Genomic DNA, 17,184 nt, shown 5'->3' with positions numbered 1-17,184 from the left:
GTCAGTTTTCATTTTCAGTGAAATTCCAGTTCGATATTATACCTTTTATTCCTGTAAGTATCAAAAGACGCTACTGGTAATAACCATCGTCAAGCAATTTTGGATTTTAGATTTACGATAGCGCAGAGTAAAACCTTCTCCTTCCCTAAGGGACGCTAACGCGAACGGCAAGCTTCTCTACGAGACGCCGACGAGTAGCGTCTTTTGGATTGAAGCAGAACACAAGGGTAACAAGCTTAAGGATTTTAGATTGATGATTTAACATTACTTCCACCTATAAAGGCGGGGCATAAACGAAAAAACAATCTAAAATCTGTCTTGAAAAGCTTTGACTAGAGGTTTCCTCCACTCAAATGCCAACCTACAAATACAAAAACCCACCCAAACGACTGACTCAAATTTTGTCTCGGACACGCTACGCGAATGCAAAATCTAAAATTGAAAATTGCAAGTCAACCCTAGCTTCTCAGTTAAATAGCTATTGGTACTCATAAGAGCTTTCACACGCTTGATTATTCCAGAACGGCTGCATATTCATATTGTTTAAGCAATTAAATCAACCGTCAGTGGTTGATTTGTGATGTAATACCCTCTTTCAAAGAGAGTTATCAGTTGAGAGTACTAAATCCTGAGTTAAAAGTTAACTCAGGATATTTGATTTGAGAGTAACCTACTGAAGTCGTTAACAAAAAAAAACTACTTCTATTTTCCATTCCCCAGATTTATCCTTAGGGTTATATTCAGCAATACCAGTTGCTACTCTGCTTGAAGTTGCTCTGGCCTGCGGCAAACTGCGCTTTGGCTTTGCGCGTCTGTGGGCGTCTATAAGTCGGCATAGCCGATGGCAGTTGGTTTCACAGCGAGTTATCCAAAGGAGTACAACTCTACAAGAGTAAAATACTGGCTCTTAGGCACTACTGTGGATTAGACATTCAGCAGTTGTTTAAAAAGCATGGAGTTAGAGAACCTAACCGAGCCTGCTGTTCGTTACTGATTCACAAGTTAGCTATAGAGAGAGTGTGTGTTCTTTAATCTGCCTCAGTTTGTCTGGGATAAAATCCTAGAAGTTGCACTCTAAAATCTTTGCTTTCGCCCCCTGAATGCGAGGGTAGTGAACCAGCTAATTCAATGCAGCGCCAGAAAATTTCTCTTCATCTCATTCTAACGCAACCTTGCTAAAAATCAATTCCTATGATGTGCTATCTTATGACAACTACTAGCAAGTTGCCATAGAGGGATTATACCCCTAAAACTAGGCGATTGCGGTGGATGTGTTGGATTTGAAACTCTACATTGGCTACTGCCTCTAGCATAAACACCATTTGTTCGGGACGTAAGAGCCAACCATTTTGGCGGTAGCTGCCTACATAACGAATAACAGATATAGATTCTGCTGTGTTTTTGTGGGTTTCTACCAATTCCAATTCAAACAAGCGATCGCGCAGATTTATTAACTGGCTTTTGCCTGATTTGGTTGTTTGCTCGTACCAGAATTCGTCTTTGGCTTTAATGCTATCAATCCAGTTGTGCCATTGTGCAGGGGTCACTTCATTTGCTGCTGCCACAGTCATTAAATACTCTGCGGCTTCCAAAAGTTGGCTAGCGGCTTTCGCTTTTACATCAATTTGCGCCACATTATATATAGGTATGTCTATGGGCATTTCTTTCGCTAATTTTTCTTGAAAAGTATCAACTGGTACTGGCATTGTTAATTCAAAATCCGCAATTTCACCACTGCTAGTTGCTCCTAAAGCTAAAGCCGTGGCTAGAGAAATTCGCGGCATTGGATGAAATCCACCAGTGAAGGCAATTGGCAACCCTGCTCGCCGCACAACTCGATCGAATAAACGGATTAAATCGAGATGGCTCACCAAAGCCATGTTTCCTTGTTTACCAAACCAAACTCGTATTCGTTGTGTTCTAGTGGTGTTAGGGACAAATTCGCCAGCGAATTTTGGCACAGCAGGTGGTTCAATGACGATATTGTGGCCAAAATCAGTGCCACAAACGCCACAGTGAGAACAGCCTTCAAAGGAGCAGTCGGGTACAATTGCGGCTGCTAAAGCGCGTTCCAAGTCTTCTTTAAGCCATTTTTTGTCAATGCCGGTATCAATATGATCCCAAGGTAGAGGAGCATCGAAGGAGTGGGGAGTCGCGAGTCGCAAGTCGGGAGTTAGGAATTCTCCACTCTGCTCCTCTTTTTGAAATACATTCCATTCGCCGTTTTCAATTTGGCGGTACTTCCAATCTAGACCAGCTTGGGCGATCGCATCTTCCCAAGCAGTGAAAGCTTTATCTAAATTGTCATACCACGAATCCATACCTGCACCCAATTCCCAGGCGCGGCGTACTACTTTGCCCAAAGTGCGATCGCCTCGCCCGATAAAATCTTCCATTGCCGAAATCCGGACATCGGTAAAATTTGCCTTTGCTCCCTTTATCCGACGGAATTCCTGCCGCAGCAGGTTTTGTTTGCGCTTAAATTCACTGGTAGAAACTGAGTGCCACTGAAATGGTGTATGCGGCTTGGGGGTAAAGTTAGAAATTGTCAAATTAAAGTTTAGGGGTTTTCTGCCTTTGCCCCGACACTCACGCTGTAGCCAACTTACTGTTTCAGCAATGCCTAAGACATCAGCATCTGTCTCACCTGGCAAGCCAATCATAAAATACAGCTTAATTTTGTCCCAGCCTTGCTCCCAAGCGGTTTTCACTCCCCGCAACAATTCTTCATTTGTCAGACCTTTATTCACGATGTCTCGCATCCGCTGAGTTCCAGCTTCTGGAGCAAAGGTCAGTCCACCTTGCCGCGTACCTCCAAGGATATTAGCAATATTTTCATCAAATCTGTCTACTCGTTGGCTGGGTAGAGTCAGAGAAATGTTTTCATTTCTTAAGCGATTTTTAATTTCCATCCCCACCGCTGGTAGGGATAAATAATCAGAACAACTCAAGGAAAGTAAGGAAAATTCATTGTAACCTGTTGCCCGCATCCCTTGTTCAATTGCTTCTACCACTTTATCGGGTTCTACATCCCGTGCCGGTCGAGTCAGCATTCCTGGTTGACAAAAACGACAGCCACGAGTACAGCCACGGCGAATTTCAATGGTCAAGCGGTCATGTACTGTTTCTACATAGGGAACCAAGCCAATAGAATATGCTGGGATGGGAGTTGCAACTCTTCGCAGAATTTGTTTGGGAACATCTGGACGCAGAGGATGAACTGAGCCATCGTCTGCCATCTCGTAAAACTGAGGCACGTATACGCCCGGGATTTGTGCCAAGTCTAGTAACAATTCTTCCCGGCTCAAAAGAGCTTTTTTGCCTTCTTCTAATACCAAACCAATTTCTGGTAGTAATTCTTCTCCATCTCCAAGAGCGAAAAAGTCGAAGAAGTCAGCGTAAGGCTCAGGATTTGATGTTGCTGTCTGTCCTCCAGCAAAAATCAATGGGTAAGGAGAGGACGCAGTGAGGAAGTTGGAGTCTTGGCGGTTCCCGTCGAGTCCAAACTTCCGAACCCGAAGGGGGACGTGGGGATGGAGAGACGCGGTGATATTTTCTTTATTCTCCCTGTCTTCCTGTCCTCGCGTAAGAGCGTCTCTTCTCTCTTGCCATGTTAAAGGAATTCCCGCCAAATCCAACATTTCTAGGATATTTGTTGCACCCAGTTCGTAACTGAGGCTAAAGCCTAAAATGTCGAATTCTGTTAGCGATCGCTTTGACTCTACTGCAAATAACGGTGTATTGGTTTCCCGCAATTTAGCTGATAGATCTTGTCCTGGTAAGTAGGCGCGATCGCACAATTGACTTTTTTGGGCATTCAAAATGTTATATAAAATGATGTGCCCTAAATTCGATGCACCGACTTCATAGACTTCTGGGTAAGTTAACACCCAGCGGATTGTAGTCGTTTCCCAAGGTTTGTGTACTGCTAAGCGCTCGTTACCCAAGTAACGCCCTGGTTTTAAAATATCCGGTGTTATTAGCTTTTCAACTGCAACAGCCACTGTGCTATCTTCGAGCTACCTTAATTACAGTTAGTGAAGTACCTACACTGACTTTCGGTACAGTGTAGGCTTCCCGTGTCATTTGCCGTTGCTTTGTTGGGGACATTGTAAAAACAATGTGCGTTACCAAAAACGCTCCAAGACTTACACAGCATTTGGAGGGGTTTCCCCCTTTATCCAGTCAAAACTGGAACCCAGGCATCCGCCTTCCGCAGGCAGAAACTTTTTGATTTAGCTAAAACCCAACATTAGCATCGAATCAGGGCTTTGAACAAAATTTATTGTTGCAACTTATAACTCCTTTACATAAAGTCCACTCCACACGTGAATTTTGTTTGTTTTAGATAGTTTTTATATGAATTTATGTTGCAGATAAGTCAGCTTCGCTTTCTAAAATTTCAAAAACTCTATCGAGCTGCGTCAGTTCAAAAATAATCTTCACTGAGGGAGCGATATTGCAAAGTCGAAAACTCCTTTCTAAACTCAAAGCTAGTTTGTGTACAGATAATAATGCCATCAACCCTGCGCTGTCTAAGGATTCTACTGCCCCTAGATCTACCATCAAGATGGAAATATCATTTTTTGTTAGCTCTGTGGTCAGATCTCGTTCAACTTCTAAAGCGTTTGCAGCATTCAAAGAGCCTTGTGGTTGAATAACCGCAATTTTGGGATACTGAAGCACTGCTTGCATGGTTACATCCTATGAGAATTATTGAAGCGTCAAGGTAAGAATTATTTGAACATAAACTTTTTTTTGTTGCATCGACCATATGTCTTAGGTTTCTTTGCTGAATCTTTATTGCTTTCCTATGTCTGTTTAAAGATTGTCATAATTCCAGTTTAAAATGTGTTCATATATACTTTTTTTTTATCTCAGTTCAAAAACAATCAACATAGACAGCAGTAAAACAGAAAAATTATCCGTAACTTTCCTGAGGAAACTTGCCTAGTCTATAACTTAAGCTAATTTAGCCAAGTCTTAACGGTAGGTTAAATCTCACACTTTACTGTTACTGATGATATTGATGATATTAGCCAAAATCACCACAAATTGTTTGTCTAGTTAATCTAAATTGTGATCTATATCACTAAAGAAAGTAATATGCGATCGCTTTTTATACTTAGAATTATCTGGAATAATTAATATCATAATAGACGTGGGTTATTACTTATGAGAACTAGGTACGCTATTCGTAAATTAGTAGAAAAAGCTCTTGATATTAAAAAATTAACTCCTGAAATAGAAAATGAAATTAACTTAGAATTGACTCAACTTGGTTATATTTCTGACGTTGACTACGAAGCTTTAGAATTATTAATGTCAGAGATGGATGCTGGTCGGATTCAGTTGGTTTCTAGCCTTGGATACTAATCCTCTGTCTTCAGGTATAGAGGTTTTTAGCTGATGAACTTAATTGAATGATAACCAGAGCAATCAAACTTTAAAAATAGTTATGATGGCTCGCTCATGGCTCAGGAAGAAGATCCTTATAAAGGCGCTGTTAACGGTGTACTTTCTGGAAATACGACGGCAACAGTAAGGGCACAATCATTAGTTTTATTTTTATATGAGATTGATTATTTAAATACTAAGGTGGCGTAAACTGTGCTAAAGACCATCTTGATTGTGCATTCTTCATAAATAGCCATGCAGTTCGCTAAACGCCTAGAAAAAATTCCTCCCTATCTGTTTGCTGAAATAATCCAGAGGCAGAATGAACTCATTGCTCAGGGAGTTGACATCATTAATATGGGTATTGGCGATCCAGATAAACCGACTCCTAATCATATTCTCCAGGTAATGCATCAGGCGATTGAGGATGCTTCTATGCATAACTATCCGCCCTATCGAGGTACGAAGGAATTCCGGGAGACAGCAGCTAAGTGGATGGAAAATCGGTTTGGTGTAACGGGGTTGAACCCCGATACAGAAATTGTTTCTTCAATTGGTTCTAAAGAAGCAATTCATAATACTTTCTTAGCATTTGTGGAACCAGGAGACTATACATTAATACCAGATCCTGGTTATCCTGTGTATCGAACTTCGACAATCTTTGCTGGTGGTGAGTCTTTTGCTATGCCCTTGAAGGCAGAAAACGGTTTTTTGCCTGATTTGAGTAGCATACCCGAAGAAGTAGCTCACAAAGCAAAGCTGTTGTGGATTAATTATCCAAATAATCCCACTGGGGCGTTGGCAACACTAGAATTTTTGGAAGAATTGGTAGCTTTCTGCAAGCAGTATGATATCTTGTTATGCCACGATCATGCTTATTCAGAAATGGCATACGATGGCTACAAACCACCTAGTGTGCTGCAAATTCCGGGTGCCAAAGACGTGGCTCTGGAATTTCACAGTTTGTCTAAGTCATACAACATGACAGGTTGGCGAGTGGGTTTTGTTGCTGGTAATTCTGTGGGAATTCAAGGATTAGCGCAGGTAAAAACTAACGTTGATTCTGGGGTATTTAAGGCAATTCAACAAGCGGCGATCGCAGCTTATTCTAATACCACAGAGACAGAACTCCAAGCCATTATGTCGGTTTACCAAAATCGCCGTGACATTATCATCAACGGATTGCAATCTCTAGGTTGGGCAATTCAGCCTCCTAAAGCTACCCTTTATGTCTGGACACCTGTTCCTGGAGGATATTCTTCAATAGAATTTGTGAATTTGCTACTTGACAAATGTGGCATTGTTGTACCTCCTGGCAGTGGTTATGGTGTATATGGGGAAGGCTTTTTCCGAATTGCTTTAACTATCTCTGATGAACGATTGCGAGAAGGAATTCAACGGATGAGAGATGCTGGTATTCGTTATGTGTGATTGGGGACTGGGGCAAACAGGGCAAAGGGCAAGGGAAAAAGGGGAAAGTAAAGATCCCTGATGTAACCTTTTCCCTTTTCCCTAAGCGAAGGGTTTTACCCAATGCCCTACGCCCCATGCCCCATGCCCAGTCCCTCTTGATATGCTTGCCAAAGTTGATGAATAAACTGATTGAGTTGCTGTTTGGCGGTTGAGTCAAGCTCTGTTTTTGGTTGTTTTGCAAAAATTTGGCTCAATAAGGTGATTACTTCTGTGTCTAAAGCTGGTTGAAATAAATCGGCAGGCCAGAGTAAGTCAGATGCATCGCGTAAATCGGTAATCATGGGGGATTCTTCAATGATGGTGACCATTAATAAAGGACGCACCCAGCACAACTGGCGAGAAACTACAAATTGAATGACTTCTGCATATAGATTTTTCTCACCATGCTTCAAAGACACAATTTGTCCCGGTTGAAGAAAATCTAAGTTAATGTCCATCATTTAGACAGTTTGGGTGGCAATAAAAATTGTTTTGTAAGTTGTTGAATTTAAAACTGAGAATGTGCTCCTTTGAAAGGAAGCTTCTGTAACATTAGGGTAGCACTCTCACGGCAATGATGTCTTAGAGATATGGTTTATCAGTACCTACGCAAAACTAATGGGACTAATCCCCAACAGCAAAGGGTTTTCTGGCATAGTATCTCGACGGAAATACTATAGAATAGGTAAATAACTGTTAAGCCATCGCTAAACAGAGGCTTTGTTGTAGTGAATTAACGATTAAAGAGCAAAGAGCAGTGTCAGTTGAAACCATAGAAAAGCGTTCTACGTCCCGCAAGCTCGCGCCTCGCTATCGCGTTTTGCTCCATAACGATGACTACAACTCTATGGAGTACGTGGTACAGGTATTAATAACCACTGTGCCGAGCCTTACTCAACCCCAAGCTGTTAGCATCATGATGGAAGCCCATACTAATGGAATGGCTTTAGTTATTACTTGCGCTCAGGAACATGCTGAGTTCTATTGCGAAACATTGAAAAGTCACGGTTTAAGTAGCACGATTGAACCTGATGAATAGTTATTAGTCATTGGTCATTGGTCATTAGCGATCGCTGACTGAATTTTGTATGAAAAAAAACCTTGTCCGTTTAGCCGAACGCCCTGCCCCTATTAGGCTGGGTTATTTTATTGGGATTTTATTGCTGCTATGGTTGCCCTTAGCCGCACCAATTTACTTACTAATCAATGATTCAAATTTAGTAAGTATATTGACAATAGTATTATTATATGCATTATTTATTACTCTGTTGAGGCTATGGGGTAAGCATGTCTATCAGCAACCCCAAATTCTCGGACATTATGGCTTAGAATTCACGCGGCAAAACGGTGTGGATTTAATCCGTGGTTTGGCTGTGGGGATAATTAATATTCTGATACTTTTTGGGGTACAGGGTTTGTTGGGTTGGTTAGTATGGCAACAACCAAAAGTTTTTTTACTAAAAGTAATTTTAGAGGGTTTAATTGTCGCTTTGGGCGTTGGTTTTGCTGAGGAATTACTATTCCGAGGTTGGTTGCTAGATGAATTACAACGAGATTACAGTCCGCCTGTGGCATTGTGGACAGATGCAATTATCTTTGCAACTTTGCACTTTATTAAACCGTTAGCAGTAATTATTCAGACATTACCGCAATTTCCAGCTTTAGTATTGCTGGGGTTAACGCAGGTATGGGGAAAGCGTTGGCGCAGAGGACGCTTAGGTTTTCCCATTGGTTTGCATGGTGGTTTAGTCTGGGGTTACTACATTATTAATGTGGGAAAATTAGTTAAATATTCTGGTCAAGTTCCTGATTGGGTGACTGGTGTGAATAATAATCCTTTACAAGGAGTGATGGGAGTGTTTTTGATGAGTATACTGGCGTTTTTGATATGGGGGCGAACAAGAAATTCATAAAATATTTAATATTAAACATTTATTGATTAGTGTTAATACTGGCTTTTAAAAAGTATATAAAACTAGCATAATTGCTAATGACAGCGCCTGTTTTTTATTAATAATCTTTAAAAGAATACTTTTAAAATATTATTGGTCTGGTATGAAATCGAATCGAAAACTAATCAGATTTTTTGTTAAAGCAACATGTGCATCTATTGGATCTGTTGTAGGGGGTTTCGCAGGAGGAGCATTTGGATTAGCTTTAGGTGAATTTATTGTTCCTGGACTGATTGAAGGGATAGCAGATACTGCTGCTGAACAAACCTTTCAGTTTGTAGGCGGAATCGTTGGGACTGCATGTGGTGGGTTACTAGGTGAGGAAGTCGCGGAAGTTATTAACAGCGATAACAGCAATATAGAAGGTGGTAGTGAGCCAGATGTTGTAGTCTAAATATTTAGAATAAGGTATGCACGTAGGGACACGGCAATGCCGTGTCCTTAATCATATTTGTACTTTAATCAATTGAAAACTGTTAATAAAATTTTATGTACAACAGGTTTATTTGAAATACCTGTATATAGATAAGTTCAATTGGAAAATTAGATGTACAACATCTAAGTACAGATTACCTATATAATCGTCACCAAATAGTATTCACATTAGATAATTTGATTTTGCTATCTCGACTAATCACTGGTACTCCCAGATGTAAGGCTGTAGCAGCAATAATGCGATCCGGTAGATCTGGTACTTGTGAGCGATTGACTAAGGGTAAGGTTTCGGCTATCTGCCGATTAAAGGGAACTTCAACCAGTACAGCATCAGTTGCATCAATAGATGCAAGCAGCCGTTCAAGTGTCAGTGGAGAAATACGCCCTTTCTCGCTCAAATATACAATTTCGGCTAAGGTAATGGAAGAAAAAGCAACTTGATCGCCAGAAGATGCTATCTGAGCTATGGTATTTTGGGCAGTTATTGATAGTCGCAAATCACCAAAAATGTACCAGATGACTGTATGGGTGTCAGCCACAGCACGCAACATTAAATATCCTCCCGTGGAAAGCTAGCCCATTCCTCACTACGGACTGCATCAATTTCGTCTGCTGAAGGTGCTTTTCCTAAATCAGCACATAGTCCCCACAATGATTTGCGGGCAATGATAGACGATTGCTCTGTTAATTCGCGTTCTATATCAGGAGCAATTTGCTGGATTAAACGTACTTTATCCACGGTTGAAAGTTGCTTTGCTAGTTCAATAACTTCTTTTAAGCTCACAAATTTTCACCTGCTTCACCTGAAAAAATTTTAACAGTAGCTAGATACTGCCTTTTTGAGTGCAATATTTACCCCCGCGTTTCAACCACTGTACCCACCACACACGCTTTATCGAAATTAACGCCTCTTAAATTTGCGCCTTCTAACTCTGCACACAGCAAATTTGCCCCGGAAAAATTCGCCCCTGCCAAATTAGCACCGCGCAAGTCAGCTTCTTCCAGGTTTGCTTCGCTCAACAATGCCCCTTGCAAATCAGCACGACTCAAGTCTGCACCTTTGAGATTTGCCCCAGTTAGGTTTGCACCGCGCAAGTCAGCACCGCGCAAGTCCACACCTTGGAGGTTGACATTCATCAAGTTGGCACCACTAACGAAAGCACCCGCCAAAGATACATCGCTGAGTCTGGCTCCCATCAAGTTAGCACCCCGCAGATTACTACCCCGCAAGTCAGCGCCTGTTAAATCTGCTTGCATGAGGTTTGCTCCCATAAGGTTCGCCCGCAAGTCTGTTCCTTGCAGGTTCGCCCCCATTAAATTCGCCCCTTCTAAATGCCCGCCTTCGAGTTTGGAAGCAGCGAAGTTAACACCCACAAGGGTAGCACCAGCAAGATTAATTCGGTTTAAATCTAGTCGGGAGAGTTCCTCGTCTTCTAAGTTTGCCCCTGGGAGTTGTTTGAGTTTTCCTAATTTGATAGCTTCAATATTCATTTGTAGTAAGTACCAATCTCTTCACTTGTCTTGCTGTGGCTATCCCATTGGGAATCAAGTAGCCAAACGCCGCTACTAACTTTGGGTGTCATGATGGGTAAATCGAGTCCCTGTTGTAAACCCATAACTAATAAAGCTAGGGTATCTATAAGTTTAGGGTCAAAGCGGTTTGATTGTTGCTGTCTGCATTCATCTAAAGCTTGAGTAAATATTTCTTGGCGACTTTGATTTGAAGATTTTCGCTGATTTACTCGCCATTGAAAGTCTGCCAATAATGCCAAAATTCTCGACTCCAGGGGAATTTCATCTCCAGCTAAACCTGCTGGTTCCCCTGTGCCATTCCACCATTCGGTTTGATGAGTAATAATTTGAGCAACTGCTCGCAGTCGTGGCATGGTTCGCAATACCTGTGCCCCTGGTATTAAAGGACAGCTAGGGGCATCTTCTTGAGAATGTGTTGGTATTTTACCAGAAGTCAAAACGCTTTCTGCTTTTTGTAGTGGATCTATGCGGTGCAACAAAGCTGCTAGCCGCAATCTCTTAATCTGCCATGCAGGAAGATCTAAAAGCTGCGCCACAACTTCGGCAAGTGCTACTACTTCGGCTGCTGCCATTGGATTGTTGACATCTGCTATATCTAGGAGTTGTGCCATCCGCAAAAATGCTTGAATTTCGTTAGAAACTAAGTTCCGGTCTAGGGTTTGTTGACCAAGGACTGTGGGGATGGATAAATTGTCTTGCCCAGTCTGGAGATAATCGACTACGCGGGAGACAACTGCACCTAAATTTTCTAATCTAGCAGTAGATGGTACGATCGCCTCTCTATGGGCAATGAGTTGATTCGCCAGTTCTGGGTTATATTTTTTGATGTGAGCGATCGCTATTTCTGCTGTCTCTTGCACTAATTCTGGTTCAAATGTCCACAAGCCGTAGAATTTCCGCTCTAAGTCTGATGTCGGTATGCCACTACTGCCATAATCAGCCTCTGATAATTCTTGACAAATTACCATTGCTGTGTATTTCGGCGACAAAATAATTAAGTGCCACTCCTGTGCTACTGGATCTGTTGGATCTAATGCTACTAAGTCTACATTAGGTAGCAGGCTTGTGGGATGTTCCGCAAAGCCAGCGTCAGGGGCAGCCATAATTGCAATTTCGCGGCTACGTTCAGCGATGTCTGCATATCGTTGGGCTTCTTGCAGATACCATTTACCCTGTTGGAAGGCTGTGATGACTAGCGGGCGATCGTCGTCTGCTAGGATATGGTCTTCTAGGGCATGGCACAGGGACACTAGGGTATTTTTGTAGTACACCCCGAATCGAATTGGCCTGGTGCTGTGGCGATGGGCTGTTTCCAGCTGTTGTAGAATTGAACCTTCTAACATGAGTTTGGGATTTTATAAAAACGAACCGCTTCAGGCGCTAAGGACGTTGAGGAAGAAAGGGGAGAAATTCAAAATTCTTAATTCTGAATATCCCCATATTTTTTTATGTTTTCTAGGATACACCTGCTAGCTGTTTTTCTTTCCTCTCTATGGGTGAAGAAAGTGCTGTTTCTAAGTCGGCACAACCGAGTTTTTCTTCTAGAATGTTCATGACTTCGCGTCCGAAGTCGTTGGGATTTTGCCGCCAAGCTTGTAAACAAACTTCCCCAAAAAAGGAACCAAGGGGTTCGGGGTTCCAGAGGAGCTTTTTAGCTGTCCACGGCATCAAACTCATGGGGTTATATCCTGGTTTGAGAATGCCTTGTTTGAGGGCATATTCCTCTAAATGAGTATGGGGTTGTAGTCCAATGAAAAAGATTGCCGGTTCGACTTTATCAGCACCAAATATTCGCTCTAGTTCCCGGTGGTAAGCAATGGTTTGGCGGATGGTTTCGGGACGTTCGTCAATGACATTAAAGGAATAATTAACGGAAACCAAGTCATTGAAACCAGCAGCTTTTAAGTCACGACAGTTTTGTAAAACGGTTCGGAGGTTATAACCCATTCGCATTTTCCGCACGAGTTCTTGGGAACCACTGGTGATGCCAATTTCAAAGTAATTCATCCCGGTTTTCACCATCAATTCACACAATTGCGGTGTTAAATTGTCAGCTCGAATGTAAGCCGCCCAATGGATGTCTGTCATACCAGAATCGACGATTTTTTGCAAGAGTTCTATAGCATCGTCGATAAATTTGCGGGCGGGGATGAATTGGGCATCGGTAAACCAGAAGTTGCGAATGCCGCGATCGTATAATTGGCGCATCTCGGCAACTACTTCATCTGCTGGATTGATGCGTACTTGTTTGCCTTCCACAACTGTATAAACGCAATAGCAACAGTTGTGAGGACAACCACGCTTCGTTTGTACGCCTATATAAAAGTCTTGCTCTTGCAGATAATAGTTAAACTCCGGCCAGATACTTTCGATATAGTCGTAGTTGCAAGCTGTTTTTTCTATGGGTGTGGGTTGTTCGTGAATTAGGCGTTTTCGTGGTTGAGATTCTCCCACAACATAACAACGCTCATCTCGAAACTCTTGGCCACTTAAAAGTTTTTCCAGCAGAGTTTCCCCTTCACCCACAGAAATAATTGTTCCTTGGGGTAAGCTTTTACCCAACTGTTCGTAAAATACACTGACTGCACCGCCACCCACAACTGCACGAGCATCAGCATGATATTTTTGGGCACGCTTTAAACCACGTTTGATTAAGCCCAGGTTACGCCACAACTCTACATAGTAAGCGATGAAGATTCGCAAACCGCCCAATGCCCCACGTAGTTTTAATAGAGGATTCTGGGCGTAGTAAAATTCAAAAGCGTTTTGTAGCGGGTTACCGCCACGCCCGCCCACTGGGGCATAAATTTGAATATCCCGCCAAGAAAATACTAGTAGTGTGGGTTTAAATTCATCGATACACCGATCCAAAGCCGAGGTGTAGTCTAAAGGTGGTACTGTTCCCAAATCAAAGATGCGCTGTTCGATGTTGGGAAATTGCTTGTGGACGCCATCGCTCAAGTACACAACCCCAATGGGAAAGATGGGGTTACAGGGAAGGCGAACATAAAGAATTCGATTTTCCATTGTGGGTATTTTGACTGCCATCTTGCCAATGCTGGGAGAGAACGAGGAAAAACTTCAGTATTTAAGGGGGATTTTTGTTTTGGTGCTTTTATCTATCAGAATTTCACTTGACATTGAAGCCGATTATTGGTAAACATCAAATTTTAGTTTCCAATTGTCAGCATCAATAAAGTTACTTTCCACACAAAATGCATATGACAGACAGAGATTTATGAAGATATTTTTCATATAGCTTTACGATAACATTGAGTTTATTCATTAAGCGACCATCTGAGCGTATTAATCTTGGAATAGATCGAACAGCAAAACTGACTTGTTCGCAAAGAGGAAAGCAAAGGGATCATCGTCAGATTAATGTCCTATTTATCTGGCTTGGCAAAATTAAAGCTTTGATGCTGAGTAAAAATATCTAAAGCTTTTACACATAGTGTATAATTGCGAAAAAGGCATAAATAATTACAAAATTTTCATAACCATAAATATTTCTTTAGGTAGAAATAATCTACAAATATTCAGTTGGTATTCACAGTTACAGCAACTGGGGATCAGTCAGTGCTAGGCTTGAAAAGTCTAATGTAAAATTGTGGCGTAAAGCTCCTCAGCAGTTATGGCTCAAATTTTAGATCCTCTACCACCTGAGCAATCGGGGAAAATTCTCTGCTGCTACATTAATGCCACGAGCAAAATACAGGTAGCTCGCATCTCTAATATTCCCAATTGGTATTTTGAAAGGGTTGTTTTTCCAGGACAACGCCTAGTGTTTGAAGCTCCGCGAAAAGCTCAACTGGAGATTCATACGGGTATGATGGCTAGTGCAATTTTATCCGATAAGATTCCGTGCGATCGCTTGATGCTCGATGAACCTAGCTATTCTGAGTTAGATACAGACTCATCATTTGGAAAAGAACCAATAGATACCAAAGCAATGGTGCAGCAACTTAAAACAAATACCGGAGATAGTATAAAACCCTTACAAGTCGCTGGTTTAGCAGCTGTTGATTAAAAAAAACAATTTGGCTCAATTTCAGGGTTGCTGAATTCAGCAGCCTTTTTTTATTAGTCATTAGTCATTAGTCATTAGTCATTAGTCATGGGGCATTGGTCATGGGGCATTGGGAATTGGGCATGGGGCAGAGGGTAAAAACTCATCTCCCCATCTCCCCTGCTCCCCTGCTCCCCCTGCTTCCTTGTCTCCCTTGTCTCCTCTACCACCTACATAGCGATTGATGGAAGTCCTTTAATTCTCTTCCCAATGCCCAATGCCCCATTGTCATCTACAATCAATCTTATGAATCTGCCTTCATTTCTTTGGTTGTGGAAAATCGCCGCCTGGTCGATGGGGTTGTCCTTGCTGGCATACCTGATGTTAGCAGTCACTGGCGTTTGGATGTTTCAAGCGAGGACTTCGCTGCAATTTCCTTTTATTCCGTTATTTATGGGCGGAAATAGAGGAGTGCGATCGCTACACTATCTAATGGGTATCAGTATGGTAAGTTTAGTGCTACTACTGCTGGCCATCGGCATTGTTGGCACTTTGGGTCATTTTGGTTCTCTGGGACACTCCTCACATTTGGCCGCTGGATTGATTGTGGTAGCGTTGGTTTTAGTCTCTGCTTTCAGTGCAATCCAAATTAGTGCTAGACGACCTTGGGCTAGACCTTTACACGTGGGCGTAAATATTATTTTATTTGTGGGATTTGCCTGGGTATCCGTTACAGGCTGGAGTGTCGTCCAAAAGTATTTACCTTAAACGAGGTAAGACCAAAAGCTATCCTACAATGAAGAAAAGCATTGTAATTGAGCCGTGACAGCAAATTCAGCCAATACCTCAGCTTCTGTTTTTCAACTTTCTCCTTTGATTCGGATAACGCTGCTGAGTCTATACATAGCACTCACAGTTCCATTACCTTTTTTATCCCAGGTAACAGCCGCACCAGTACCTCCAGCATTATTGTGGATAGGAATTGGCATTGGCTTTGTTGGCTTGTACGCAGTGTTGACCGAACAAGTCCTAGTGGACGAACAAGGAATTCAAGTTACTTACCCCCGTTGGGTACCCCGCTTTTTTCGTAAAGGCTGGTTTTTACCTTGGTCAGAAGTCAAAGAGTTAAAACCTCGGAGTACTGGTCAAGGAGGTCTAGTTTATTATTTTCTCAGCCAAGATGGCAAAGCTTATCTACTACCAATGCGTGTAGCTGGATTTGCTCGTTTAGTGCAGATTGTCCAAGCAAAAACCAACATCGACACTACAGACGTTCGTCCTTTAGCACAACCGTGGATGTATGCGATTTTACTAGGTTTTACACTATTGTTACTGTTGGTTGATGGTTGGGCGATCGCCACAGCTTTAACTATAAAATAGGGCATAGGGCAAAACCCTTCGGGTAGGGAAAAGGGAAAGGGGCAAAGGGGAAAGGGAATAAACCCTACATACATCCCTTTTACCTTTCATGTTTTCCCCTATCTTTACCCCTTTTACTTTGGCGAAGCCATATCCCCACTCCCTACTCCCCATTCCCCTTGAATAGTGTCACAGCAAAAGCCATACTCAGGCTAGAACAAGTTAATCTGTTTACAAAACTGAAAACCCAAGCTTCAGGGAATCAGCAGGGATATCCGATATTGCAGGATATTTCCTTTGAAGTATTGCAGAGCGATCGCATTGCCATTGTAGGCGCAGTGGGCGCAGGGAAAACATCCTTATTACGCCTGATAAACCGTCTCATGGAACCCACTAGCGGCAAAATTTATCTTGAAAATCAAGAGTATCGCCAAATTCCCGTTATCCAGTTACGTCAGATGGCGACACTTGTATTACAAGAATCAAAGCTGTTGGGGATGACAGTAGGGCAAGCTTTGGCTTATCCTTTGATTTTGCGTGGTTTGTCCAAACAGACAATTGAGCAAAGAGTCAATTACTGGAAAGAACAACTCCACATTCCTAGTGAATGGTTAGGTCGAACAGAGGTGCAACTTTCTGCCGGACAACGACAACTAGTAGCGATCGCTCGTGCCTTACTCATCCAGCCTAAAATTTTACTATTAGACGAGCCAACATCTGCCCTAGATGCTGGTGCAGCTTCCCATTTAATACAAGTCTTAATCCAGTTGAGTCAAAACCATCAAACAACGATTTTGATGGTAAATCAACAACTCGATTTAGCCCAAATGTTTTGCACTCGATTATTACACCTACACCAAGGTCATCTATCGGCAAATCAAAAAGTTTCTCAAATCAACTGGAATGAATTACGAGAAACCTTGATGAAAGCGCAATCTCAAAACGATTTTGAATTTTAGATATTGGGCATTGGGTATTGGGCAAGCAGGAGGTGTGGGAGGTGTGGGAGGATGGGGAAGAAATCTTTCCCCCCACACTCCCCACACT

18 protein-coding genes are annotated in these 17,184 nt (G+C 42.1%); 10 read left to right on the top strand and 8 right to left on the bottom strand.

Annotation, left to right across the window (positions count from 1 at the left end; all coding sequences use genetic code 11):
- Positions 1-1,238: 1,238 nt before the first annotated feature.
- The gene (locus GNE10_RS02170; protein WP_185563460.1) at positions 1,239-4,004 is read right to left on the bottom strand and encodes a TIGR03936 family radical SAM-associated protein; all 2,766 of its coding nucleotides are present in this window, start codon (positions 4,002-4,004) and stop codon (positions 1,239-1,241) included.
- A 361-nt stretch (positions 4,005-4,365) separates the two neighbouring features.
- Positions 4,366-4,695, bottom strand: coding sequence for an STAS domain-containing protein (locus tag GNE10_RS02165; protein ID WP_185563459.1), 330 nt, complete (start codon positions 4,693-4,695; stop codon positions 4,366-4,368).
- A 480-nt stretch (positions 4,696-5,175) separates the two neighbouring features.
- On the opposite strand from GNE10_RS02165, the gene GNE10_RS02160 reads away from it, so the two are divergent.
- The 3 genes from GNE10_RS02160 (at position 5,176) to GNE10_RS02155 (ending at position 6,828) form a co-directional block, all read left to right on the top strand.
- A complete protein-coding gene (locus GNE10_RS02160; protein ID WP_099066752.1) occupies positions 5,176-5,376 on the top strand; it encodes a hypothetical protein in 201 nt (66 codons plus the stop codon).
- Between the two features lie 96 nt (positions 5,377-5,472).
- Positions 5,473-5,607, top strand: a complete 135-nt coding sequence (locus tag GNE10_RS35700) for a hypothetical protein (protein WP_260446721.1) — start codon at positions 5,473-5,475, stop codon at positions 5,605-5,607.
- Between the two features lie 45 nt (positions 5,608-5,652).
- Positions 5,653-6,828 (top strand): LL-diaminopimelate aminotransferase, encoded by a 1,176-nt coding sequence (locus tag GNE10_RS02155; RefSeq protein WP_185563458.1) that lies wholly within the window; start codon positions 5,653-5,655, stop codon positions 6,826-6,828.
- 107 nt (positions 6,829-6,935) lie between these two features.
- Here the strand turns inward: GNE10_RS02155 and GNE10_RS02150 are convergent, their stop codons facing one another.
- Entirely contained in the window at positions 6,936-7,307 is a 372-nt protein-coding gene (locus GNE10_RS02150; RefSeq protein WP_185563479.1) for a hypothetical protein, read from the bottom strand.
- A gap of 299 nt (positions 7,308-7,606) precedes the next feature.
- On the opposite strand from GNE10_RS02150, the gene clpS reads away from it, so the two are divergent.
- The 3 genes from clpS to GNE10_RS02135 all read left to right on the top strand — a co-directional run bounded on the left by clpS (position 7,607) and on the right by GNE10_RS02135 (position 9,195).
- Entirely contained in the window at positions 7,607-7,888 is a 282-nt protein-coding gene (clpS, locus tag GNE10_RS02145; protein ID WP_099066750.1) for an ATP-dependent Clp protease adapter ClpS, read from the top strand.
- 49 nt (positions 7,889-7,937) lie between these two features.
- Positions 7,938-8,762, top strand: coding sequence for a CPBP family intramembrane glutamic endopeptidase (locus tag GNE10_RS02140; protein ID WP_185563457.1), 825 nt, complete (start codon positions 7,938-7,940; stop codon positions 8,760-8,762).
- A gap of 142 nt (positions 8,763-8,904) precedes the next feature.
- Positions 8,905-9,195, top strand: coding sequence for a hypothetical protein (locus tag GNE10_RS02135; RefSeq protein ID WP_185563456.1), 291 nt, complete (start codon positions 8,905-8,907; stop codon positions 9,193-9,195).
- A 190-nt stretch (positions 9,196-9,385) separates the two neighbouring features.
- Here GNE10_RS02135 and GNE10_RS02130 read toward each other — a convergent pair whose 3' ends face one another.
- The 5 genes from GNE10_RS02130 to GNE10_RS02110 all read right to left on the bottom strand — a co-directional run bounded on the left by GNE10_RS02130 (position 9,386) and on the right by GNE10_RS02110 (position 13,817).
- A complete protein-coding gene (locus GNE10_RS02130) occupies positions 9,386-9,787 on the bottom strand; it encodes a type II toxin-antitoxin system VapC family toxin (protein WP_185563455.1) in 402 nt (133 codons plus the stop codon).
- Positions 9,787-10,020: a hypothetical protein gene (locus GNE10_RS02125; RefSeq protein WP_185563454.1), complete on the bottom strand. Its 234-nt coding sequence runs from the start codon at positions 10,018-10,020 to the stop codon at positions 9,787-9,789. Before GNE10_RS02125 ends, GNE10_RS02130 begins: the two co-directional genes overlap by 1 nt.
- Positions 10,021-10,088: 68 nt before the next feature.
- Positions 10,089-10,727: a pentapeptide repeat-containing protein gene (locus GNE10_RS02120; protein WP_185563453.1), complete on the bottom strand. Its 639-nt coding sequence runs from the start codon at positions 10,725-10,727 to the stop codon at positions 10,089-10,091.
- A complete protein-coding gene (locus GNE10_RS02115; protein WP_185563452.1) occupies positions 10,724-12,112 on the bottom strand; it encodes a DICT sensory domain-containing protein in 1,389 nt (462 codons plus the stop codon). Before GNE10_RS02115 ends, GNE10_RS02120 begins: the two co-directional genes overlap by 4 nt.
- A gap of 112 nt (positions 12,113-12,224) precedes the next feature.
- Entirely contained in the window at positions 12,225-13,817 is a 1,593-nt protein-coding gene (locus tag GNE10_RS02110) for a photosystem II high light acclimation radical SAM protein (RefSeq protein ID WP_185563451.1), read from the bottom strand.
- Between the two features lie 586 nt (positions 13,818-14,403).
- Between GNE10_RS02110 and GNE10_RS02105 the strand changes: the two genes are divergently transcribed.
- The 4 genes from GNE10_RS02105 (at position 14,404) to GNE10_RS02090 (ending at position 17,096) form a co-directional block, all read left to right on the top strand.
- On the top strand, positions 14,404-14,799 hold the full coding sequence (locus GNE10_RS02105) for a DUF1830 domain-containing protein (RefSeq protein ID WP_099066743.1): 396 nt from the start codon (positions 14,404-14,406) through the stop codon (positions 14,797-14,799).
- Between the two features lie 285 nt (positions 14,800-15,084).
- Positions 15,085-15,546 (top strand): DUF4079 domain-containing protein, encoded by a 462-nt coding sequence (locus GNE10_RS02100; protein WP_185563450.1) that lies wholly within the window; start codon positions 15,085-15,087, stop codon positions 15,544-15,546.
- 54 nt (positions 15,547-15,600) lie between these two features.
- Positions 15,601-16,158, top strand: a complete 558-nt coding sequence (locus tag GNE10_RS02095) for a hypothetical protein (RefSeq protein ID WP_185563449.1) — start codon at positions 15,601-15,603, stop codon at positions 16,156-16,158.
- A gap of 158 nt (positions 16,159-16,316) precedes the next feature.
- The gene (locus GNE10_RS02090; protein WP_185563448.1) at positions 16,317-17,096 is read left to right on the top strand and encodes an ATP-binding cassette domain-containing protein; all 780 of its coding nucleotides are present in this window, start codon (positions 16,317-16,319) and stop codon (positions 17,094-17,096) included.
- Positions 17,097-17,184: the final 88 nt, after the last annotated feature.

Source organism: Nostoc sp. 2RC (assembly GCF_014222165.1).
GTDB lineage: Bacteria > Cyanobacteriota > Cyanobacteriia > Cyanobacteriales > Nostocaceae > Nostoc > Nostoc linckia.
The sequence above is the reverse complement of the archived record's forward strand: the minus strand, read 5'-3'. Positions and strand labels throughout refer to the sequence as shown.

Coding starts and splice junctions, on each gene's coding strand:
- GNE10_RS02165 (WP_185563459.1), bottom strand. CDS start 4,695: ATGCAAGCAGTGCTTCAGTATCCCAAAATTGCGGTTATTCAACCACAA.
- GNE10_RS02160 (WP_099066752.1), top strand. CDS start 5,176: ATGAGAACTAGGTACGCTATTCGTAAATTAGTAGAAAAAGCTCTTGAT.
- GNE10_RS35700 (WP_260446721.1), top strand. CDS start 5,473: ATGGCTCAGGAAGAAGATCCTTATAAAGGCGCTGTTAACGGTGTACTT.
- GNE10_RS02155 (WP_185563458.1), top strand. CDS start 5,653: ATGCAGTTCGCTAAACGCCTAGAAAAAATTCCTCCCTATCTGTTTGCT.
- GNE10_RS02150 (WP_185563479.1), bottom strand. CDS start 7,307: ATGGACATTAACTTAGATTTTCTTCAACCGGGACAAATTGTGTCTTTG.
- GNE10_RS02140 (WP_185563457.1), top strand. CDS start 7,938: ATGAAAAAAAACCTTGTCCGTTTAGCCGAACGCCCTGCCCCTATTAGG.
- GNE10_RS02135 (WP_185563456.1), top strand. CDS start 8,905: ATGAAATCGAATCGAAAACTAATCAGATTTTTTGTTAAAGCAACATGT.
- GNE10_RS02130 (WP_185563455.1), bottom strand. CDS start 9,787: ATGTTGCGTGCTGTGGCTGACACCCATACAGTCATCTGGTACATTTTT.
- GNE10_RS02120 (WP_185563453.1), bottom strand. CDS start 10,727: ATGAATATTGAAGCTATCAAATTAGGAAAACTCAAACAACTCCCAGGG.
- GNE10_RS02115 (WP_185563452.1), bottom strand. CDS start 12,112: ATGTTAGAAGGTTCAATTCTACAACAGCTGGAAACAGCCCATCGCCAC.
- GNE10_RS02110 (WP_185563451.1), bottom strand. CDS start 13,817: ATGGCAGTCAAAATACCCACAATGGAAAATCGAATTCTTTATGTTCGC.
- GNE10_RS02105 (WP_099066743.1), top strand. CDS start 14,404: ATGGCTCAAATTTTAGATCCTCTACCACCTGAGCAATCGGGGAAAATT.
- GNE10_RS02100 (WP_185563450.1), top strand. CDS start 15,085: ATGAATCTGCCTTCATTTCTTTGGTTGTGGAAAATCGCCGCCTGGTCG.